Source organism: Methylocystis echinoides (assembly GCF_040687965.1).
Lineage (GTDB): Bacteria > Pseudomonadota > Alphaproteobacteria > Rhizobiales > Beijerinckiaceae > Methylocystis > Methylocystis echinoides_A.
The window spans coordinates 1,142,208-1,162,818 of the sequence record NZ_CP156084.1; the positions used below are offsets into that span (position 1 = coordinate 1,142,208).

Consider the following 20,611-nt stretch of genomic DNA (forward strand, 5'->3'; position numbering starts at 1 on the left):
CCGGGCCGCAGGCCGAGGCGCAAATCTCGCAAAACCGGCGCGAAGCGGGTTGACGCCTCAGGCAAACGGACACATCTTTGACCGTGTGGACTTCTTCGCGGGAGAGACCGGCGATTCGCGCCGGCGCCGAAGGCGAAACCGCCCCGGAAACGCTCAGGCAAAAGGACCGCGTGAAGAAAAGACTCTGGAAAGCGGCGCAGCGCTTCTGGCGCTTCGCCCACCGAAGGGCGTAACCCGCAAGGCTTCTTGACGGAAGCGGCGTGGGGAAATCTCTCAGGTCACCGGACAGAGGGGGCGCGCGGGGAGCGGAAGTCCGCAAGCTGCGCTTGACGCCCAACGCCGGAGAGTCCCTCGTGACGGCTGAGCCCAACCTCCAGACCGCGCCCCTCGCGCACTTGCCGCTCGACGCGTTGCATCGCAGCCTCGGCGCGCGCATGGCCCCTTTCGCCGGCTATGACATGCCGGTGCAATATGCCTCCGGCATTGTTTCGGAAACGCTTCACACGCGTCAGAAAGCGGGTCTCTTCGACGTGTCGCACATGGGCCAGGCGATTCTCGCGGGCGCCGGCGCGGCCGCCGCGCTCGAAAGCCTCGTCCCCGCCGATCTCGTCGGCCTCGCCCCCGGCCACACGCGTTACACGCAGCTTTTGAACGACAAAGGCGGCATTCTCGACGACCTCATGGCCACGCGCCTGCCGGGCGTGGAGGAGCGACTGCTTCTCGTCGTCAACGCCGCGCGCAAGGCGCAGGATTACGCCTTCATCCGTGAGAGACTGCCCCAATTCGATCTCCTTCCGTTGAACCGCGCGCTGATCGCCCTGCAGGGGCCGCGCGCGGCCGCGGTCCTCGGCGCTTTGCTCCCCGGCGTCGAGGACCTTTCCTTCATGGACTGGCGCGCCTTCGAGGAAGGCCCGACCAGCGTCTTCGTCTCGCGCAGCGGCTATACGGGCGAGGACGGATTCGAAATTTCGATCCGTTCTGAAAACGCCGAAACTTTCGTAAAGGCGCTGCTCGACAATGAGGACGTCCAGCCCGCGGGCCTCGGCGCGCGCGACGCGTTGCGGCTCGAGGCGGGCCTGCCGCTCTATGGCCACGACCTCGACGAGACGATCGATCCGGTCGAAGCGGGCCTTGCCTGGTCGATCGGCAAGCGGCGGCGGGCCGAGGGCGGCTTCCCCGGCTTTGCGCGCATCAGCGCCGCCTTGCGGGACGGGCCGGCGCGGCGGCGCGTCGGGCTGCTGCCTCAGTCCAAAGCGCCTGTGCGCGAAGGCGCCATGCTGGTCTCGACCAGCGGCGAACTCGCCGGCCACGTGACCTCGGGCGGCTTCTCGCCGACGCTGCAACGGGCGATCGCCATGGGCTATGTCGCCAGCAAGCACGCCAACAAAGGCGCGCAGGTCGTGAGCGAATTGCGCGGCAATCGCGTGGCGCTCGACGTCGCGCCGCTGCCCTTCGTTTCGCATCGCTATTTCAAACCCACCGCCTGAAGGAGGCGACATGACCGGCCTGCGTTTTACAAAGGACCACGAATATCTTCGCCTCGACGGCGACGCCGCCGTCGTCGGCATTACGGATTATGCGCAGGAGCAGCTTGGCGACATCGTCTTCGTCGATCTGCCGAAGGTCGGGAAAAAAGTGACGAAGGGCTCGGAGCTCGCAGTCATCGAAAGCGTGAAGGCGGCAAGCGAAGTCTATGCGCCGATCTCGGGCGAAGTCGTCGAGGTCAACGCCGCGCTCGGCGAGAAGCCGGCGCTCGTCAATGAAGATCCGATGCAAGGCGGCTGGCTCGTGAAACTCAAAGTCGACGCGCCCGGCGAGGTCGAGGGCCTGATGGACGCCGACGCCTATGCAAGCTTTGTGAAGACGCTGTAGCCCCCACAAGGAAACCCGAAGATGCGCTATCACCCGCTGTCGGACGCCGACAGAGAGGCCATGCTCGCCGCCATCGGCGTCGCGGACATCGAGGCCCTTTACGCCGACGCGCCGGCCTCGACGCTCTTGACGTCGCCGCTCGATCTGCCGCCCCACAAGTCGGAGATGGAAGTCGAGCGCGTTCTCTCGCGGCTCGCGGCGCGCAACGTCGCCGCCGGCCGGGTTCCGTTCTTTGTCGGCGCCGGCGCCTATAAGCATCACGTGCCGGCGAGCGTCGATCATCTCGTTCAGCGCTCCGAGTTTCTCACGAGCTACACCCCCTATCAGCCCGAGATATCGCAAGGGACTTTGCAGTATCTTTTCGAATTTCAGACGCAGGTCGCGTTGTTGACGGGCATGGAGGTCGCCAACGCCTCCATGTACGACGGCTCCACCGCAACGGCCGAAGCCGTTCTGATGGCGCATCGGCTGACGAAGCGGCGCAAGGCGCTGCTCTCCGGCGGATTGCATCCGCATTACGCCGAGGTCGTGCGTACGATCTCGCGCCTCGCCGAGGATGCGGTCGCCGACATGGCGCCCGACCCCAGAGGCGTGGAAGATCTCATTGCGCAGATCGACGACACGCTCTCCTGCGTCGTCGTGCAGACCCCCGACGTCTTCGGCAATCTGCGTGACCTCACGCCGATCGCCGAGGCCTGCCATCGTCACGGCGCGCTGCTCGTCGCCGTGTTCACGGAGGCGGTGTCGCTCGGCCTCGTTACGCCGCCGGGCGCGATGGGCGCGGATATCGTCGTGGGCGAAGGTCAGTCGATCGGCAATGCGCTCAATTTCGGCGGGCCCTATGTCGGCTTGTTTGCGACGCGCAACGAGTTTGTGCGGCAGATGCCGGGCCGGCTCGCCGGCGAGAGCGTCGACGCCGACGGACGCCGCTCCTTCGTGCTGACGCTTTCAACCCGCGAGCAGCACATCCGCCGCGACAAGGCGACCTCCAATATCTGCACCAATTCCGGCCTCTGCGCGCTGGCCTTCACGATCCACCTGACGCTGCTCGGCGAAGCGGGACTTACAAAGCTCGCGCGCCTCAACCACGCCAACGCCGTGGCGCTTGCCGAAATGCTGGAAAAGGTTCCGGGAGTCGAGCTCCTCAACCGGACCTTCTTCAACGAATTCACGCTGCGCGTCCCCGGCGACGCCGCGGCGATTGTCGAGACAATGGCGGCGAAGGGCGTGCTCGCGGGCGTTCCGGTCTCGCGGCTGCTCCCCGGCGCCGGTCTGGACGATCTGCTGCTCGTCGCCTCGACGGAGGCCAACGCCGACGAAGACCGCGCCGCCTTTGTCTCCGCGCTCAAGGAAACGCTCTGATGCTCGACCGCCCCGCACATATCGACGACTTCGAAGAAGCGCCTGCGACCTTCACCGGCAATCGCGGGCTCGATCAGGAAGAGGCGCTTATCTTCGAGAGCGGCCGCCGCGAGGCGAGCGGCGTCGACGTCGACGAGCCGCCGCCTTTCGCGCCGCGCCTGGGGAGCCTCGCGCGCACGGAGCCGATCGGCCTCCCCGGCCTCACCGAGCCCGAGACCATGCGCCACTACGTGCGCCTGTCGCGGAAGAACTATTCGATCGACGCGGGGCTGTATCCGCTCGGCTCCTGCACGATGAAGCACAATCCCCGCCTGAACGAGAAGATGGCGCGGCTCGAAGGCCTCGCGGACATTCATCCGCTGCAGCCGGTTTCGACCGCCCAGGGCGCGCTCGAGCTCATGCAGACGCTCGCCCATTGGCTGCTGACGCTGACCAACACGCAGGCCATCGCCCTCTCGCCGAAGGCCGGCGCCCATGGGGAGCTCTGCGGCATGATGGCGATCAAATCCGCAATCGCCGCCAAGGGCGAGGGCGCGACGCGCAAGGTTGTGCTGATCCCGCAATCGGCGCATGGCACTAATCCGGCGACGGCGGCGCTGCTCGGCTTTTCGGTGCGCGTCGTGCCGGCGGCGGCGGATGGGACCGTGCGCGTCGCGGCGGTGACGGAGGCGCTCGGCCCCGACGTCGCCGCCATCATGCTCACCAATCCCAACACCTGCGGCCTGTTCGAGCGCGACATCGTCGAGATCGCCGACGCGGTGCATGAGGCGGGCGCCTATTTCTACTGCGACGGCGCCAATTTCAACGCCATCGCCGGCGTCGCGCGGCCGGGCGACTTCGGCGTCGACGCCATGCATATCAATCTTCACAAGACCTTCTCGACGCCGCACGGCGGCGGCGGACCGGGCGCGGGGCCTGTCGTGCTGTCTCAACGCCTCGCGCCCTTCGCGCCCGTTCCCTTCATCCGCCGCGACGGCGAGCGGCTGACGCTGGTCGAAGACGCGGCGGGGACGCAGAGCTTCGGGCGCCTGACCGCCTTCCATGGACAGATGGGCATGTTCGTGCGCGCGCTCGCCTATCTGCTGGCGCATGGCGGGGACGGCGTCGCCCAGGCGTCAAAGGACGCGGTGCTCTCGGCGAACTACGTCCGCGCCGGGCTTCGCGACGTGATGACCCAGCCGTTCGGCGATCGCGCCTGCATGCATGAAGTCCTGTTCGACGACGCCTGGCTGAAGGGTTCGGGCGTCGCCACGCTCGACTTCGCCAAGGCGATGATCGACGAGGGCTATCACCCGATGACCATGTATTTCCCGCTCGTCGTGCATGGCGCCATGCTGATCGAGCCCACGGAGTCGGAGTCCAAGGCCTCACTCGACCTCTTCGTCGCCACCTTGCGCGATCTCGCCCGGGCCGCCCGGGAGGGGGACAAAGAGCGCTTCATCGAAGCGCCCCGCTTCGCGCCGCGACGTCGCGTCGATGAAACGCTGGCGGCGAGAAAGCCCGTGCTGCGCTGGGAGGCCGGCGACTAATCCGAAGTGATCATGATCTGAGGCGCCTCGTCGTTTTCCAGACGATCGAGGCCGTCCTCTTCAGCGAGCTCCACGCCGGTGATGCAAACGTCCTCGCCGTCGATGACGACGGCGATTTTCTCCAGCGCCGCCCCTGTGCAGGGGCCGTCGTAGCATTTGCCGGTGGCGATCTCGAACAGCGCGCCATGCTTGCCACAGACGATGGCGCGATGCCCCTGATCGAGGAAATGACCCGGCTGGAAATCGATGCGCGAACCCTGATGGGGGCAGCGGTTGAGATAGGCGTGGTAGTGTTTCCCCTGTCTCACGACCATGATGGGGAAGGGGACCGTCTTGTCCCCGTCGCGGCGGGCGAGGACAAAGCCTACGGCCCCGCGCTTGGCGACGTCGTTAACGTGACAAACGGCGAAAAGTTCTGTGGTCGGCATAATGCCTCCATGGCGGCTGATTGCCTTCTTTGGAACGAAAGCAAATTTCCTGCCTGTCTTCGATGGAGGCCGTCGCGCCTGGACCCGCCTGCGGCGGCGTGCAGCGCCAATTGTTATCGTCGAGCAAAGCGAATGGGAGCCCCGCCGCTCCGAGCCGATCGGAGCGGAGATGGCTCTAGTGGAGGCTCACCATGGTGAGGTCGTTTTCACGAGCGTTGCCGATTGCGCCCTCTTCCGAGTCGGCGAGGACAATCGGCGCGCCATCCGCGCCAATCAGCGCGAAAATCGTGAGGCCCGGCTGGATGTGCGGCGCCTGCGGGTAGAGGCGATTGACGTCTTCCGACCGCATGGCCTTCACATAGGCGATCATGCCATCGCCCAGATTGGCGAACTGCTCCGGCGTCAGCAAGGGCGCCTTGCGTTCTATGGCTTGTTTAGCGTCCATTCGACTCCTCCTCGGCGTCCGATCGAGACCCGCCCGTCGACGCCTGCTGCGCAGCGCGTCTTGAAGAGAGATGTGTGGCGCTTTGAACAAGATTTAAAGAGGCGGCGCGGCCGATTCTTCAGCCGCGCCCAAGTATTGCGCCCGCCTAGAGCGCCAGCGCCAGCCGCCCCGGATCCTCCAGCGTTTCCTTGACGCGGACGAGGAAGGTCACGGCCTCCTTGCCGTCGACGATCCGGTGGTCGTACGAAAGCGCCAGATACATCATCGGGCGAATCTCGACCTTGCCGTCGACCGCGACCGGCCGCTCCTGGATCTTGTGCATGCCGAGGATGCCGGACTGGGGGGCGTTGAGGATGGGCGTCGACATCAGCGAGCCATAGACGCCGCCATTCGAGATGGTGAAAGTGCCGCCCTGCAGGTCGGCGATGTCGAGGGCTCCCTCGCGCGCCTTCTTGCCCAAAACGGCGATCCCCTTCTCGATCTCGGCGACGCTCATGCGGTCGGCGTCGCGCAGCACGGGCACGACCAGGCCCTTGTCCGTGCCCACCGCCACGCCGATATGGCAGAAGCGCTTGTAGATGATGTCGGTCCCGTCGATCTCGGCGTTGACGGCGGGAATTTCTTCGAGGGCCTGACAGCAGGCCTTCACGAAATAGCCCATGAAGCCGAGCTTCACGCCGTGCTTCTTCTCGAAAAGCTCTTTGTATTTCGTGCGCTGCGCGATCAGCGCCGACATGTCGACTTCGTTGAAAGTCGTGAGCATGGCGGCGACGTTCTGCGCTTCCTTGAGGCGCCGGGCGATCGTCTGGCGCAGGCGGCTCATCTTCACGCGCTCCTCGCGCGCGACATCCTCCTGCGGCGCGGGCGGACGCGGCGCGGGCGGCGGCGCCTCCACGACCGGCGCGGGCGCCGGGGCGGGCGCGCGGGCGGCGAAGTCGATCACGTCGGATTTGAGCGCCTGCCCGCGCTTCCCTGAACCCGCGATCTGCGAAACGTCGATGCCCTTCTCCGCCGCGATCTTGGCGGCGGCGGGCGAAGGCGGCATGGCGGGAGCCGCCGCAACCGCCGGCGCAGGGGCGGCCGGCGCGGGGGAAGCTGGGGCGGATGCGGCTGGAGCCGGTTTCGCGGCCGGAGCGGGGGCCGCAGGCGCGGCCGCGGCGGCGGCGCCCGGCGTGATCTGGCCGAGCAGCGCGCCGGGTTGCACCGTCTCGCCCTCCTTTGCGGTGATCTCGGCGAGGACGCCGGCGGCGGGGGCGTTGACCTCGAGCGTCACCTTGTCGGTCTCGAGTTCGGCGAGCGCCTCATCGGCGCGCACGACGTCGCCCTGCTTCTTGAACCAGCGGCCGATCGTCGCCTCGGTGACGGATTCGCCCAGCGTAGGCACGCGAATTTCAGTCATTGCTTTCATCGTCCCTGGCGGCGTCCCCTCGCGTCGATCGCGGCGAGCGGGCAATAAGGTTTGGTCTATTGGCAAGCCCCTCCCCGCAGGCGGGGAGAGGAATCAGGCTGCAAAGGCCTCGTCGAGGAAGGCTTTGAGCTGCGCGAGGTGCTTCGACATGGTGCCCGCCGCCGTCGAGGCGGAGGCCGGGCGCCCGACATAGCGCGCGCGCTTGGTTTTGCCGCCGACCTGTCCCAGAACCCATTCGAGATAGGGCTCGACGAAGAACCAGGCGCCCATGTTCTTGGGCTCCTCCTGACACCAGACGACGTCGGCGTTCCGGAAGCGCGCCATGGCGGTGACGAGGCCCTTGAGCGGGAAAGGATAGATCTGCTCGACGCGCAGCAGATAGACGTCGTCGATCCCGCGCTTTTCGCGCTCTTCGAAGAGATCGTAGTAGACCTTGCCGCTGCAGAGAACGACGCGCCGGATCTGGTCGTCGCCCTTCAGCATCGCCTGCGGCTGCGCCGCCGTCTCCGCGTCATCGAGCAGGATGCGCTGGAAGCTCGACGCCATGCCCATCTCGCCGAGCCGCGAGACGCAGCGCTTGTTGCGCAGAAGCGACTTCGGGGTCATCAGCACCAGCGGCTTGCGCATGTTGCGATGAAGCTGGCGACGCAGAATGTGGTAATAATTCGCCGGGGTCGAACAGTTGGCGACCTGCATGTTGTCCTCGGCGCAGAGCTGCAGGAAGCGTTCGAGACGCGCCGAGGAATGCTCGGGCCCCTGCCCCTCGTAACCATGCGGCAGCAGGCAGACGAGGCCGGACATGCGCAGCCACTTGCGTTCGCCCGCCGACAGGAACTGGTCGAAAACGACCTGCGCGCCATTTGCGAAGTCGCCGAACTGCGCCTCCCACAAAACGAGGGCGCCGGGCTCGGCGAGCGAATAGCCGTATTCGAAGCCGAGCACCGCTTCTTCCGAGAGCATCGAATTAATGACTTCGAAGCGTCCTTGCTTCGACGCGATATGGTCGAAGGGGATGTAGCGGCGCTCCGTCTCCTGGTCGATCAGCACGGCGTGACGTTGGGAGAAGGTGCCGCGCTCGACGTCCTGGCCGGAAAGCCGCACATGATAACCTTCGGCGAGCAGCGTGCCGAAGGCGAGCGCCTCCGCCGTCGCCCAGTCGATCGCAACGCCCTCCTCGATGGCGTTCTTTCGATTGTCGAGGAAGCGTTGAATCGTTCTGTGCAAGTGGAAGTCTGCGGGGACGGTGGTGAGCTTCGCGCCGATCTCCTTCAAGGATTCGAGCGGCGCGCCGGTCTTGCCGCGGCGCTCGTCCTCCGACGCCTGATAACCGGGCTTGAGACCCGCCCAGCGGCCGTCGAGCCAGTCCGCCTTATTGGGCTTGTAGGACTGGCTCGCCTCGAACTCCGCCTCGAGACGCGCGCGCCACGCGTCCTTCATCCGGTCGGCGTCGGCCCGGGTCAGCTGGCCGTCGGCGATGAGCTTCTCGGCGTAGAGATCCAGCGTCGTGCGATGGGCGCGGATCTTCTTGTACATCAGCGGCTGGGTGAAGCCGGGCTCGTCGCCTTCATTGTGGCCGAAGCGCCGGTAACACCACATGTCGATGACGACGGGCTTCTGGAACTGCTGGCGGAATTCGGTGGCGACGCGCGCGGCGAAGACGACCGCTTCAGGATCGTCGCCATTCACATGGAAGATCGGCGCCTCGACCATCTTCGCCACGTCGGAAGGATAGGGCGAGGAGCGCGAGAAGCGCGGATAGGTGGTGAAGCCGATCTGATTATTGATGATGAAATGCACCGATCCGCCGGTGCGGTGACCCTTGAGCCCCGAAAGGCCGAAACATTCCGCCACCACGCCCTGACCCGCAAAGGCGGCGTCGCCATGGATGAGCAGCGGCAGCACCACGCGGCGGTCGCCGCCATGCTGGTCCTGCTTGGCGCGCACCTTGCCGAGCACGACGGGGTCGACAATTTCGAGATGCGACGGATTGGCGGTCAACGACAGATGCACCTTGTTGCCGTCGAACTCGCGGTCCGACGAGGCGCCGAGGTGATATTTGACGTCGCCCGACCCTTCCACCTCGTCGGGGAGGAAGGACCCGCCCTTGAACTCATGGAAGAGCGCGCGGTGGGGCTTGGCCATCACCTGGCAGAGCACGTTGAGCCGGCCGCGATGGGCCATGCCGAGCACCATCTCCTTGACGCCGAGGGCGCCGCCGCGCTTGATGATCTGCTCCAGCGCCGGAACGATGGACTCCGCGCCGTCGAGGCCGAAGCGCTTGGTGCCCGTATATTTGACGTCCAGAAACTTTTCGAAGCCCTCCGCCTCGATGAGCTTGTTGAAGATCGCGCGCTTGCCCTCGTCGGTGAAGACGATCTCCTTTTTGGGGCCCTCGATGCGGGCCTGCAGCCAGGCCTTCTCATCCGGCGATGAGATGTGCATGAATTCGAAGCCGATCGAGCCGCAATAGGTGCGGCGCAGGATCGTGACCATCTCGAAGACGCTGGCGTATTGCAGGCCGAGCACGCCGTCGATGAAGATCTTGCGGTCGTAATCCTCGTCCTTGAAGCCATAGGTCTCGGGATGCAGCTCGCCATGGTCGTGGCGTTGCTCGAGGCCGAGCGGATCGAGATTGGCGTGAAGATGGCCGCGCATGCGATAGGCGCGGATCATCATGAGCGCGCGCACCGAGTCGCGCGTGGCGCGCTGGATTTCATCCGCCGTGACGGCCGTGGGCGGGGGGACAGGAGCGCCCCTGGGGGCGGCGGCGGGCTTCGCCGGCGCAGTCGCGTCGTCGCCGGTGAGCGCGGTCACCCATTCGCCATTGGCTGTCGGCGGCCAGTCATGACGCGCCCAGGAGGGGCCATTCTGCTGGGCCGCCCCCGGCTTGACGCCCATTTCCGAGAAAAATCTCGCCCATTCCGGGCTTACCGAGGCGGGATCGGCCTCATAGGCGTCGAGCAGCCCTTCGAGATAGGCCGCATTGGCGCCTTGAAGGAAGGAGGTGCTTGCGAAGTTCTGGTTTTGCGTAGAACGCGGGCCGCCGGGAGCCGCCGGCCCCGCCACGCCATCAGTTTCAAGACGCGCCATTTTCTCGCTTCTCTTGAAGCCGACGACGGCGCGTCGCAACGCGTGCGGCCGCCGAAGGCTTGATTTAAGGCGCCGCCAGGATACGGCGTCGCCCTTAATTTAAGCTCCCCGAGGCGGCAAAGAAGGGCGCGGCAACGCCTAACCTTTGAGCACCTCGACCAATGTCTTGCCCAAACGCGCCGGGGAGGGCGAAACCCTGATCCCGGCCGACTCCATCGCCGCAATCTTGCTCTCGGCGTCGCCCTTGCCGCCCGAAATGATCGCGCCGGCGTGGCCCATGCGGCGGCCGGGCGGCGCCGTGCGGCCGGCGATGAAGCCCACCACCGGCTTCTTGCGGCCGCGCTTGGCCTCGTCTTTCAAGAATTGGGCCGCTTCCTCCTCGGCCGAGCCGCCAATCTCGCCAATCATGATGATCGACTTGGTCGCCTCGTCGGCCAGAAACAATTCCAGCACTTCGATGAAGTCGGTGCCCTTGACCGGGTCGCCGCCGATGCCCACCGCCGTCGTCTGGCCGAGGCCCTCGCGGGTCGTCTGGAAGACGGCTTCATAGGTGAGCGTGCCGGAGCGCGACACGACGCCGACCGACCCGCGGGAAAAGATGTTGCCCGGCATGATGCCGATCTTGCTCTCGCCAGCGGTGACGACGCCGGGGCAGTTCGGCCCGATGAGGCGGGACTTGGAGCCCGAGAGCGAGCGCTTGACGCGGATCATATCCTGCACCGGCACGCCCTCGGTGATGCAGACGATCAACGGGATTTCGGCGTCGATCGCCTCGCAAATGGCGTCGGCCGCGCCCGGCGGCGGAACGTAAACGACAGAGGCCTCGGCGCCGGTCTTGGCGCGGGCTTCGGCGACCGTATCGAAAACGGGGAGGCCGAGATGCGTGGAGCCGCCTTTGCCCGGGGACACGCCGCCGACCATCTTGGTCCCATAGGCGATCGCCTGCTCCGAATGGAAGGTGGCGGTCTTGCCGGTGAAACCTTGAGTGATGACTTTGGTGTTCTTGTCGATCAGCACGGACATGCAGCGATTCCTAAAGAGAACGGGCGGCGCGGAAAGCGCGAGCCTCCGGCTCCCCGTCTCGACGGGGGGCCGGGTCTCGCGCGGTGAATGACGCGGCCGCCAAACTATTGGGAAGAGCGCCCGCTTACAAGGCGGAAAGCGCCCGGAATAGGCGCATGCGGCAAGGGGACGCGAGGGGCTCCGGCAAGCTTCGCCGCGGCTTTAATAAAAAGATCAGGGATTTCGTTGGCAAGCGCCGCTAGGATGAGCGGATGCACCCATCAGGGCTGATCTTCACCATTATGCAGTTCAGCAACTACATCGTTTACGCCGACGAGAGCGGCGATCACAGCCTGGTTTCGATCAACCCTCAAAACCCGGTTTTTGTCTTAGCCTTCTGCATTTTTGAGAAGCGAGTCTACATGGAAACGGTTGTTCCCATGGTTCAGCGGCTGAAATTCGATTTTTTCGGGCACGACTGCTTGGTGCTGCACAGCCATGAAATCCGTAAGGCGCGCGGAGAATTCAGCATCCTGTTGAATGCAAACATCCGTACTGCGTTCGTGGAGCGCGTCAATGCGATAATGCGTGACGCGCCGATGACGATCATCGCAGCTGCGATCGATAAGCAGCGACACGTCCGCCAATACAGCGATCCAGCTAATCCCTATGGAATTGCCCTTACCTTTTGTATGGAAAGGCTACAGAGGTGGCTGGTTGAAAGAGGGCAAGCAAACTCCAAGACCCACGTTCTGGTGGAGATGCGGGGCAAATCAGAAGATGCAAAGCTAGAGCTTGAGTTTCGCCGCATCTCCGACGGCCACAACCATGTGGGCCCGATGAGCAATCTCGAAATTCGATTTATGGATAAGAAGCACAACTCGACCGGATTGCAGGTGGCCGACCTGGTGGCGCATCCGATTGGCCGGCATGTCATAAACCCGACCCAGCCGAATCGCGCCTATGATCTTATTGAGCCAAAATTCCGGCGCAACTCCGCGGGGCATATTCGCGGCTATGGTCTTAAGATATTCCCCTAAAAAGCGAAAAGCCCCGAGGTTCCCCGGGGCCAGACGCCGAACGAGCATTCCCGTTCCATTTGCCTAGAAAGTGGTCCGTTGTAAAGGCGACGTCAAGATCGAAGCAGCGGCGGTTTCCCGCCGGCTTCAAAACCTCAACCTATCCCGGACCTTACGCCGTAGTCGCACCGATCGACCCGACCTCGACCTTCACGCCCGGACCCTGGGTCGAGCTGATGGCGACGCGCTGGATATAGGTGCCCTTGGCGCCCGTGGGCTTGGCCTTGGCGACGGCGTCGACGAAGGCCTTGATGTTCTCGACGAGCTTGCCGTCGTCGAAAGAAGCCTTGCCGACCGTGCCCTGAATGATGCCGGCCTTCTCGACGCGGAACTCGACCGCGCCGCCCTTGGAGGCCTTCACCGCGCCGGCGACGTCCATGGTCACCGTTCCGACCTTCGGGTTCGGCATCATGCCGCGCGGGCCGAGCACCTTACCGAGACGGCCGACGAGCGGCATCATGTCCGGCGTGGCGATGCAGCGATCGAACTCGATCGTGCCGCCCTGGACGATGTTGACGAGATCCTCGGCGCCCACCACATCGGCGCCCGCCGCCTTGGCTTCGTCCGCCTTGGCGCCGCGCGCGAAGACGCCGACGCGCAGCGTGCGGCCGGTGCCGTTCGGCAGATTGACGACGCCGCGCACCATCTGATCGGCGTGCTTGGGATCGACGCCGAGATTCATCGCGATTTCGACCGATTCGTCGAACTTGGCCGTCGCGCGGCTGCGCACGAGCTTCACAGCTTCGTCGATGGGATAGAGCTTGGTGCGCTCGACGCCCTCGCGGGCCTTCTTGATGCGTTTTCCGACATGCGCCATGGTCTTACTCCACCACCTGGAGGCCCATCGCGCGGGCCGAGCCTTCGATCATCGACATTGCGGATTCGATCGACGCGCAGTTGAGGTCGACGAGTTTCTTCTCGGCGATCTCCTTGATCTGCGCCTTCGTCACCTTGCCGACGACGTTACGGCCAGGAGTCTTGGAGCCCGAAGCCGGCTTCTTGCCGATCTTGAGCCCGACCGCCTTCTTGAGGAAGAAGGAGACCGGCGGCTGCTTCATCTCGAAGGTGAAGGAGCGGTCCTGATAGGCGGTGATGATGACGGGGATCGGCATCCCCTTCTCCATCTGCGCCGTCTTGGCGTTGAACGCCTTGCAGAACTCCATGATGTTAAGGCCGCGCTGACCGAGCGCGGGACCAATCGGCGGCGAGGGGTTCGCCGCGCCGGCCGGCACTTGCAGCTTTATGTAGCCGGCAATTTTCTTCGCCATGTGCTTTCTCCAACGAAGGACGGCGCGCGGCGCCTCGAAAAGCGCCCGCTTCCGCCGGTTGCAGGTCGTGGTCCGATCCGTTCTCCCCTGGCGTCAGGGCGGACCCGCCACGCAAGATTTCCCGGACGGCGGGACCGTCCAGGGAAGCGCCGCTTTTAGGGGAAGGCGCGGAAAAGCGCAAGCATCAGATGAACGGCGGCGGCCGCCGAAACGATCGCCTCACCGAGCCTCAATGCCGCTCGGGGGGAAAACCCGCATGCTGCTCGAGGCGACGCACGCGCTCCTCGAGTTCAGTCAGCAGCACGCCATGGCCGATGACCGAAGAATGTTATTCCATGACAGAGCGGCGAAGCCCCACGACCTGATCGCTCAGACGTTTCTCGAGGTTCAACATGTCGGACGCCACATCGGCGCGCAGCGAATTGATTTCCGAGCGCAAGGCGTCCTTGGTCACCATCACGTCGCGCATGCCCGCCATCTCGTCGCGCATAGCTGAAACCTCGTCGCGTAGAGTGTCCACCTTCGCGTCGATTTTGCGCAACAGCGCCAATGTGAAATTCTCGGGCTCCTCGCTCATCGCGGCTCCCCATCCCTCGCCGTCGATGCGGCAAAGCTTTATAGCACAGTTTTTGGGGAAGAAACGCGGCGGGTGTATGACAGGCTGAAATGCGCCGATGGCGCCACCCTCCCGCCAAGACGGGATGGCGGGAGTCCCTGACGCCGGGGGACTGTCCCCGGGCAGCCGTCTCCCGCAACAGTCGAAGCGGTCCGCCTAAACCTTCTCGACCTGCCCGAACTCGAGCTCCACAGGCGTCGGCCGGCCGAAGATCGAGACGGCCACCTTGAGGCGCGAGCGCGCCTCGTCGACCTCTTCGACCAGGCCGTTGAAGGAGGCGAAGGGGCCGTCGGCGACGCGCACCGTCTCGCCGACTTCGAAGCTGACCGTAGGCTTGGGGCGCTCGACGCCCTCGGCCACCTGCCCTTTGATCCGCATCGCCTCTTCTTCGGAGATGGGCATGGGCTTGTTGTCGGCGCCGAGGAAGCCGGTGACCTTCGGCGTGTTCTTGATCAAAGAGAACACGGGGTCGGTCAGATTGCACTTCACGAGCACATAGCCCGGAAAGAACTTGCGCTCGGTGGAGACCTTACGTCCGCGACGCACCTCGACGACCTGCTCGGTCGGCACGAGAATTTCCTCGAAAGCCTCGGTCAGGCCCCGCTGCGCGGCGCCTTCGCGGATCGCCTCGGCGACCTTCTTTTCGAAGTTCGAATAAGCGTGGACGATATACCAGCGCATGCTCATGAGGCGCGTCCGGCTCCGTGAAAAGAAGTTATTGGCCGACGCGCAGCAGCAGGCCGACGAGGAAGCGCAGGGCCGAGTCGACGACGACGAAGAACAGGCTCGCGAACAGCACCATCAGAATCACGAGGCCGGTGGTGATCATCGTCTCGCGACGCGTGGGCCAGGTGACCTTATTCGCCTCGGCGCGCACTTCCTGAAGGAACGTAAATGGGTTGACCATTTGCTTGCCCGGTTCTTGCGCCGACGTCCGGAAGGGACGCGCGCCGTAAAACAGTCGCGGCGCGCGACCTTCCGGCCACGCGCCACGTTACGACGCCTTATAGCGCCTCCCGCTGCGCCCGCCAAGGGGGATTCGCGCCAAGGGGGATTTGCGCCAAGGATCCTTGCCCCCGCCGGCCGGGGATTTTAAGAGCTTGGGCCCGCGCCTTTCGGAGGAAGACATGCGCCTTTGGACCCTGCTCGTCGCCGGCCTGGCGACGGCCGCGCTCGCCGCCTGCAACGGCCCCCGCCAAACTCAGCCGGTCATCGACCCGCCCGGCCCGTCGCAGCCAACCCCCTCCGCCCTGCAGCTCCCCGAAGGCGCGGGCTGCTCGGGCCCCATCGCGCGCTACAGATCGGTGATCGAGAACGATCTCTCGATGGGGCACGTCAATCCAGGCGTCTATCGCCAGATCCAGGGGGAAATCTCCGAGGCCGCGAACGCCTGCGCCGCCGGGCAGGACGCGAAGGCGGCCGGGCTGCTGCGCGCCTCCAAGGCCCGTCACGGCTATCCCGCCGGCTAGCGGCTTTTTTCACCAGAGCTTCCCGCGTCGCGGCGCGACATCGCGCCGCCTGGCACCCTGGAAACAATCCAGATTTGACCCTTTGACGCTCGCTGCCCTGGCGCCTAGGTTGCTTTGCAAAAGCATCCGGCCAGAAAAGAGACAGGCATGAACAGGCGAGCTGCGGCGGTTTTCGTTTTCGCGATTGGTTTTTCGGGCGCCGCGGCGGCTGAAACATATACGCTCACGATCAAGGACCACAAATTCGACCCTAGCGAGCTCAAGCTCCCCGCCGACAAGGCCGCGACGCTTGTCGTCAAGAATCTCGATGGGACGCCCGAGGAATTCGAGTCGAAGCCCCTGCGCATAGAAAAAGTGGTGCCGGCCAACAGCGAGGCGACCTTCCAGCTGCGCGCGCTCAAGCCTGGGCGCTACAAATTCTTCGGCGAGTTCCACGAGGACAGCGCCAAGGGCGAACTGGTCGTCGAATAATGCTGGGCGCGCTGATCATCGTCTTTCGCGAGGCCATCGAGGCCGGCCTCATCATCGGCATCGTCGCAGCGGTGACGCGCGGCGTTCCGGGATCGCGCGGCTTCATCGCCGGCGGCGTCGGCGGCGGCGTCCTGGGGGCGCTGGTGGTCGCCGCCTTCGCGGATCAGCTTTCGCGCGCCTTCGCGGGCAGCGGGCAGGAACTGTTCAATGCGGCGGTGCTGATGGTCGCTGTCGTCATGCTCGCCTGGCACAATATCTGGATGGCCCGCCACGGCCGCGAGTTGGCGCAGGAGCTTTCCGACGTGGGGCGGGCGGTGGCGCGCGGCGACCGCACGCTCTTTGCGCTCGCGACGGTCGTGGGCCTCGCCGTGCTGCGCGAGGGGTCGGAAGTGGCGCTCTTCCTCTACGGCGTGCTCGCTTCCGGCGAGTCGGCGACGAGCGTGCTGATCGGCGGCGTCGCGGGCCTGGCGCTCGGCGCGGCGACCAGCGTCGCGACCTTCTTCGGCCTCGTCTCCATTCCGCCGCGCCGGCTCTTCGCCGTGACGACGGCGCTGATTACTTTGCTCGCGGCGGGTCTCGCCGCGCAGGCGGTGGCCTTCCTCCAGCAGGCGGGGACGATCACGGCGCTTTCCGACACGGTCTGGGACACGTCCTGGCTGTTGTCGGACAAAAGCATTCCCGGGCGCGTCCTGCATACGCTCATCGGCTATGCCGACCAGCCGTCGCAGATGCAAGTCGTGGTCTATGGGCTGACGATCGCCGCTATTGTCGCGGCGACCAAACTCACCGCCATGACAGCGCCCGCGCCGGCGCGGGCGCCGGCGGAATGAGGGCCGAGTCGCCGCCCAGAACGTCGAGTCCGCGCTTGAGGGCATAGGCGAGTTGGACCGCGTCGCCCTGGGCGAAGACATGCACGAAGGTGAGCCTCGGCTGGTCGTCCTGCATGTGATCGCAGAGGCCGGCGACCTCCAGACCGCCGGCGTGCAATGTCTCGACCAGGGGTTTCACTTCACTTGCGAGCGCGGCGAATTCGGCGGTGATCGCCGCCTTTCCGTCTCCCAGCGCCTGGAAATTCAGCGCTGACGCCGCCCCCAAGGCGGCAGGCGCCGGCGCGCCGCTTGCGCGGACCTCCTCGGCGCGAGGAATGAGAAACTGCCGGGCGCCCGACGTCATTCGCGCCTTGGCCCCGAGCGACGCCTCGATCTGCGCCAGCTCGGGCGGGGTCAAGTCCGGAGACGGATCAGCAAGATCAGCAGCCTTGATCGGGACCGCCCCGCGCAACGCCTGCGCCAGTTCGACCGGGTCGCCGTATCCCGCGACATGCAGATGCGCCCCCTCGGGGCGGGCGCGCAGCAAATGGTGATGCACGCCGGAGATTCGCACGCCCTGCGCCAGCAGCCTCGTCACCGCCCGGGGCGCCTCGACCTCGGCGACCACGAGGTCGCCGCGCATCATGGCGTAACGGCCGATCTGCTGGAAGGCGACCCAGCCGCCGACGAGGCCCGGCGCGAGCTCGACGCCGTCGAGCCGCGTGCGCAGGTCGCGGCGCGGCAGTTCGTATCTGTGCGCCGTCCCGATCATGACGCCGTCGCGGCCCATCGCCGCGTCCACGCGCGACCAGTCGATTTCCGCCAGCGCCGCTGGCGCGCACAGCAGCGACCCAAACAGGGCGAGCGTTATCAGGGCGTTGCGCATGGGCCTTCCTCCCCGGGGGCGTCCGCCAGACATGGCGCGGGCGTCGAGGAGGAACAGGCCCGGGTCGTGCGCGAAGACTAGTCGCGCGCGATGATGTTGATCTTCTTGATCACCCGCTCCGGCTCGGGCCGGACCAGATCAACCGAGAGCAGCCCGTTGACCAGATCGGCGCCCAGCACCTGCATGCCTTCGGCGAGGAGGAAGGCGCGCTGGAACTGCCGCGCAGCGATGCCCCTGTGCAGGAAGTGCCGCTCGCGCTCCTCGATTTGCCGGCCCCGGATGACGAGCTGGTTTTCCTCCAGAGACACATCGAGCTGGTCGCGCGTGAAGCCGGCGACGGCCAAGGTGATGCGCAACCGCTCGGGCTCGTTTTCCGTGCGCGGGAGCCGTTCGATATTATAGGGCGGATAGCCGTCGGCGCCGCTGCGCGTGACGCGCTCGAGGGCGCGTTCAATTTCGTCGAAACCCAATAGAAACGGCGAATTCAGCGGGGGACGCGACATGGTGTGAAGCCCTTCTGGCGCCTCTGTTTTGGCGGGGACCCGTCTGGCGTCTCCGCATGAGATTTATGGCCGAGCGCGGGCCCGCGATCAAGCGGGGCGTCGCGCCGGCCGCCATTGACGCAAGCGGCGCGCGCCCCCATCTGCGGGCAGTCTTTCCTCTTCGTCGGCGGCGCCCATGCATCCTGTCACGCTGCGCCTTGCGTTCCTGGCGACCGCCCTCGCGCCCTTCGTCGCGCAGGCGGAGGAAACGCCGGCGATCATCGCGCCGGAAGGCGACCGCTTCACCCTTCAGCCGCTCAACGGTGGCTATCTGCGCCTGAACCGCGACACTGGCGCCGTCTCCTATTGCTCGGCGAAGGAGGGCGTCGCCGTCTGCCGCCTCGGCGCCGACGAGCGCGCGACGCTTCAAGCCGAGATCGAGAGGCTGCGCGCCGAGAACGCAAGGCTGCAAGCGCAGATTGCGAAGGGGCCGCCGACGCTTCCCGGCGAGCAGGAGTTCGAGCGGGCGCTCTCCTTTACCGAGCGCTTCTTGCGACGCATAATCCGCCTGTTCAAGGAAGAAGCGCCGAATTGACAGGGGGCTTCGATGACCGACGACGAACCCTTCGCCAACTGGCCGCATCTTGAGAAACCCACGCGCCTCGAGCGCGATTTTTTAGTCCTCTCCCGCCCAACCGAAACGGAATCTCCCTCTATGGCGTCTAAGAACGCGCTCGAAAATTTCCTCGGCGGCTCGCCGATCAACGTCGCCATCCGACTGTTTTTCATCTCGCTCGTCGTCGGCGCGCTGCTGATGTGGCTGGAGCTGCGGCCCATCGACATTCTGCGCGGCGTGCAGGCCTTTTTCGACCGGATTTATCACCTCGGCTTCGGCGCGGTGAAGGAGCTCGTAAGCTATCTGCTCGCAGGCGCAGTGTTTGTCGTGCCGGCCTGGCTGATCCTGCGGCTCATGAACATGAGCGGGCGCAGATGAGGCGCACGGGTCTTCTCGTCTTACTGCTCCTGCCGCTCTCCTCGACGCTCGTGCGAGCCGCGAGCGACGACGCTTGGCGGGACTTTCGCATCGACGTGGAAAAGAGCTGTGAAAAGGCCGTCGCCGGGCGGCTCGACCATGCGACGATCCACGTTGACCCTTTCGGCAGCGAAACTTATGGCGTCGCACTCGCGCGCGGCCTGTCGCGGGACGCGAAGGCCCCGCGCGTCATCGTCTGCATCTATGACAAGCGCTCGAAGCGGGCCGAGGCGAGCGGGGAATTTGCGCCCTAGCGCCGGCGAATCGAGGACGTTAGATCGCCCTCGGTCGCCTCATCCCGTCGCGGCGGCAGCGGCGCGTCGGGCGCGTTGAGCGGCCCAAAGCCGTCGCCGCCCTCGAAGGCGGCGCGCGGCGGCCGGCCCGTCGTGTCGTTGTCCGTCTCCTCGCCCGCGCCGGGCTTGGCGTTGCGCATGGCGATCAGCGGCGATTCCTCGGGCGGCGGCAGGGTCTCCTGCGGCGCGGGCTTGCAGATCGCGCGTCCGGAGCGGCCATGCAGGGCGAGATCGACGTGAATATGGTTGTAATGGAAGGCGTTGGAGCCCGGCGACAGCACCGTGGTGAAATGTTCGCAGGAGCCGCGATGCACGTCCATCAGAAAGGCCCGCGTCTGCTCGTCGCCGCGCCACCAATCGCGCACCAGCGTGATCTGGCGCCCGTCCTCGAGGACGAAGCCGCCGATGTCGAGCGCATTGCCGAAGGCGTGTTCGGAGAGCTGCGCGCCGCTTTGATTGTTCATGCCCCGGCAGGCGTAGGAGCCCATCGAGTCGATGCGGACCACGCGGCTGCCGAAACGCGCCTGCGCGGCCGGCTGGACCGTATCGGCGAGCCATTGGTCGAGTTCCGCGACCATTGAGCAATCGAGCGTCGCCGTGGCGTTGAAAGCTACCGCGCCGCCCTGCAGCGCGGTCACCTTGAACGGCTTCGTGAGGCCGCAGATGCCCGGGCCCTCCAGCTCATTGGCGAGCGCAATGAAGTCTGACGGCTGCACCCGCCGTTGCGCGATGCAGGCGTTTTCCGCCTGGGTGCGCCAAGCCGGCCGCTGCGGCCGGAACGGACCGGCGCAGCCCGCCAGCGTCGCGGCGGCGAAGAGCAAGAGGAGCGTGGCGCGGCGGACCATGCCGCATAGAGTGGCGGACGGTCAGTTAAGCGAGCGTCGAAAAATTTAGTTAACCGAGAAATTTCCGAAGACTGTGGCCGCGTGACATAAGTGGCTCGTTGACGACCTGCCGGGCCGGCCTCGTCCTTCGCGACGCGCGCCTGAGCGCGCTCCTTCAGGATGAGGCCTCAGTGCACGATCAAAATGAAGAAGCCCCTCATGCTGAGGAGCCTGCGCAGCAGGCG

General features: G+C 65.7%; 24 protein-coding genes and 1 riboswitch. Of the genes, 11 read left to right on the plus strand and 13 right to left on the minus strand.

Translation table 11 applies throughout. The annotated features are described in order from the left end of the window. Window positions 1-88 precede the first annotated feature (88 nt). Window positions 89-179: riboswitch (glycine riboswitch) on the plus strand. A 174-nt stretch (window positions 180-353) separates the two neighbouring features. The 4 genes from gcvT to gcvPB are packed head-to-tail and all read left to right on the plus strand — an operon-like array spanning window position 354 to window position 4,763. Then, complete coding sequence (gcvT, locus tag RVU70_RS05430) at window positions 354-1,487, plus strand: glycine cleavage system aminomethyltransferase GcvT (protein WP_363350060.1); 1,134 nt, start codon at window positions 354-356, stop codon at window positions 1,485-1,487. A 10-nt stretch (window positions 1,488-1,497) separates the two neighbouring features. Continuing rightward, complete coding sequence (gene gcvH, locus RVU70_RS05435; protein WP_363350061.1) at window positions 1,498-1,872, plus strand: glycine cleavage system protein GcvH; 375 nt, start codon at window positions 1,498-1,500, stop codon at window positions 1,870-1,872. Between the two features lie 21 nt (window positions 1,873-1,893). Next, window positions 1,894-3,234, plus strand: coding sequence for an aminomethyl-transferring glycine dehydrogenase subunit GcvPA (gene gcvPA, locus RVU70_RS05440; RefSeq protein WP_363350062.1), 1,341 nt, complete (start codon window positions 1,894-1,896; stop codon window positions 3,232-3,234). After that, entirely contained in the window at window positions 3,234-4,763 is a 1,530-nt protein-coding gene (gcvPB, locus tag RVU70_RS05445; RefSeq protein WP_363350063.1) for an aminomethyl-transferring glycine dehydrogenase subunit GcvPB, read from the plus strand. The genes gcvPA and gcvPB overlap by 1 nt, the downstream gene beginning before the upstream one ends. Here the strand turns inward: gcvPB and RVU70_RS05450 are convergent. From RVU70_RS05450 to sucD, 5 genes are all read right to left on the minus strand, one after another. Further along, entirely contained in the window at window positions 4,760-5,191 is a 432-nt protein-coding gene (locus RVU70_RS05450) for a Rieske 2Fe-2S domain-containing protein (RefSeq protein ID WP_363350064.1), read from the minus strand. The genes gcvPB and RVU70_RS05450 overlap by 4 nt on opposite strands. Window positions 5,192-5,366: 175 nt before the next feature. After that, window positions 5,367-5,636: a DUF1150 domain-containing protein gene (locus RVU70_RS05455; protein ID WP_363350065.1), complete on the minus strand. Its 270-nt coding sequence runs from the start codon at window positions 5,634-5,636 to the stop codon at window positions 5,367-5,369. A gap of 145 nt (window positions 5,637-5,781) precedes the next feature. Then, a complete protein-coding gene (gene odhB / locus RVU70_RS05460) occupies window positions 5,782-7,035 on the minus strand; it encodes a 2-oxoglutarate dehydrogenase complex dihydrolipoyllysine-residue succinyltransferase (RefSeq protein WP_363350066.1) in 1,254 nt (417 codons plus the stop codon). A gap of 102 nt (window positions 7,036-7,137) precedes the next feature. Further along, a complete protein-coding gene (locus RVU70_RS05465; RefSeq protein ID WP_363350067.1) occupies window positions 7,138-10,134 on the minus strand; it encodes a 2-oxoglutarate dehydrogenase E1 component in 2,997 nt (998 codons plus the stop codon). 138 nt (window positions 10,135-10,272) lie between these two features. Further along, the gene (gene sucD / locus RVU70_RS05470) at window positions 10,273-11,157 is read right to left on the minus strand and encodes a succinate--CoA ligase subunit alpha (RefSeq protein ID WP_363350068.1); all 885 of its coding nucleotides are present in this window, start codon (window positions 11,155-11,157) and stop codon (window positions 10,273-10,275) included. Window positions 11,158-11,408: 251 nt separating this feature from the next. Here sucD and RVU70_RS05475 point away from each other — a divergent pair, with 251 nt between their 5' ends. Beyond that, complete coding sequence (locus RVU70_RS05475; RefSeq protein ID WP_363350069.1) at window positions 11,409-12,176, plus strand: DUF3800 domain-containing protein; 768 nt, start codon at window positions 11,409-11,411, stop codon at window positions 12,174-12,176. Between the two features lie 151 nt (window positions 12,177-12,327). On the opposite strand, the gene rplA is transcribed toward RVU70_RS05475, so the two are convergent. From rplA to secE, 5 genes are all read right to left on the minus strand, one after another. Further along, window positions 12,328-13,032: a 50S ribosomal protein L1 gene (rplA, locus tag RVU70_RS05480; RefSeq protein WP_363350070.1), complete on the minus strand. Its 705-nt coding sequence runs from the start codon at window positions 13,030-13,032 to the stop codon at window positions 12,328-12,330. Between the two features lie 4 nt (window positions 13,033-13,036). After that, window positions 13,037-13,483: a 50S ribosomal protein L11 gene (gene rplK, locus RVU70_RS05485; protein WP_363350071.1), complete on the minus strand. Its 447-nt coding sequence runs from the start codon at window positions 13,481-13,483 to the stop codon at window positions 13,037-13,039. A 328-nt stretch (window positions 13,484-13,811) separates the two neighbouring features. Next, entirely contained in the window at window positions 13,812-14,060 is a 249-nt protein-coding gene (locus RVU70_RS05490; protein ID WP_363350072.1) for a hypothetical protein, read from the minus strand. Between the two features lie 195 nt (window positions 14,061-14,255). Then, window positions 14,256-14,786, minus strand: coding sequence for a transcription termination/antitermination protein NusG (nusG, locus tag RVU70_RS05495; protein WP_363350073.1), 531 nt, complete (start codon window positions 14,784-14,786; stop codon window positions 14,256-14,258). A 28-nt stretch (window positions 14,787-14,814) separates the two neighbouring features. After that, window positions 14,815-15,006 (minus strand): preprotein translocase subunit SecE, encoded by a 192-nt coding sequence (gene secE / locus RVU70_RS05500; protein ID WP_341104868.1) that lies wholly within the window; start codon window positions 15,004-15,006, stop codon window positions 14,815-14,817. A 220-nt stretch (window positions 15,007-15,226) separates the two neighbouring features. Here secE and RVU70_RS05505 point away from each other — a divergent pair, with 220 nt between their 5' ends. The 3 genes from RVU70_RS05505 to RVU70_RS05515 all read left to right on the plus strand — a co-directional run bounded on the left by RVU70_RS05505 (window position 15,227) and on the right by RVU70_RS05515 (window position 16,869). After that, a complete protein-coding gene (locus RVU70_RS05505) occupies window positions 15,227-15,568 on the plus strand; it encodes a hypothetical protein (protein ID WP_363350074.1) in 342 nt (113 codons plus the stop codon). Window positions 15,569-15,715: 147 nt separating this feature from the next. Next, window positions 15,716-16,039, plus strand: coding sequence for a cupredoxin domain-containing protein (locus tag RVU70_RS05510; RefSeq protein ID WP_363350075.1), 324 nt, complete (start codon window positions 15,716-15,718; stop codon window positions 16,037-16,039). Then, a complete protein-coding gene (locus RVU70_RS05515; RefSeq protein WP_363350076.1) occupies window positions 16,039-16,869 on the plus strand; it encodes an FTR1 family protein in 831 nt (276 codons plus the stop codon). The genes RVU70_RS05510 and RVU70_RS05515 overlap by 1 nt, the downstream gene beginning before the upstream one ends. On the opposite strand, the gene RVU70_RS05520 is transcribed toward RVU70_RS05515, so the two are convergent. Together RVU70_RS05520 and RVU70_RS05525 are read right to left on the minus strand one after the other, a co-directional pair. Then, on the minus strand, window positions 16,823-17,734 hold the full coding sequence (locus RVU70_RS05520) for a DUF1259 domain-containing protein (RefSeq protein WP_363350077.1): 912 nt from the start codon (window positions 17,732-17,734) through the stop codon (window positions 16,823-16,825). The two genes, RVU70_RS05515 and RVU70_RS05520, sit on opposite strands and share 47 nt — an antisense overlap. 77 nt (window positions 17,735-17,811) lie before the next feature. After that, window positions 17,812-18,237 (minus strand): Hsp20 family protein, encoded by a 426-nt coding sequence (locus tag RVU70_RS05525; RefSeq protein WP_363350078.1) that lies wholly within the window; start codon window positions 18,235-18,237, stop codon window positions 17,812-17,814. A 175-nt stretch (window positions 18,238-18,412) separates the two neighbouring features. On the opposite strand from RVU70_RS05525, the gene RVU70_RS05530 reads away from it, so the two are divergent. From RVU70_RS05530 to RVU70_RS05540, 3 genes are all read left to right on the plus strand, one after another. Further along, window positions 18,413-18,811 (plus strand): hypothetical protein, encoded by a 399-nt coding sequence (locus tag RVU70_RS05530; RefSeq protein WP_363350079.1) that lies wholly within the window; start codon window positions 18,413-18,415, stop codon window positions 18,809-18,811. Window positions 18,812-18,931: 120 nt separating this feature from the next. Next, on the plus strand, window positions 18,932-19,210 hold the full coding sequence (locus RVU70_RS05535; RefSeq protein ID WP_363350080.1) for a DUF6460 domain-containing protein: 279 nt from the start codon (window positions 18,932-18,934) through the stop codon (window positions 19,208-19,210). Further along, entirely contained in the window at window positions 19,207-19,503 is a 297-nt protein-coding gene (locus RVU70_RS05540; protein ID WP_363350081.1) for a hypothetical protein, read from the plus strand. The genes RVU70_RS05535 and RVU70_RS05540 overlap by 4 nt, the downstream gene beginning before the upstream one ends. Here RVU70_RS05540 and RVU70_RS05545 read toward each other — a convergent pair. Next, entirely contained in the window at window positions 19,500-20,387 is an 888-nt protein-coding gene (locus RVU70_RS05545) for an extensin family protein (RefSeq protein ID WP_363350082.1), read from the minus strand. The genes RVU70_RS05540 and RVU70_RS05545 overlap by 4 nt on opposite strands. Window positions 20,388-20,611 lie beyond the last annotated feature (224 nt).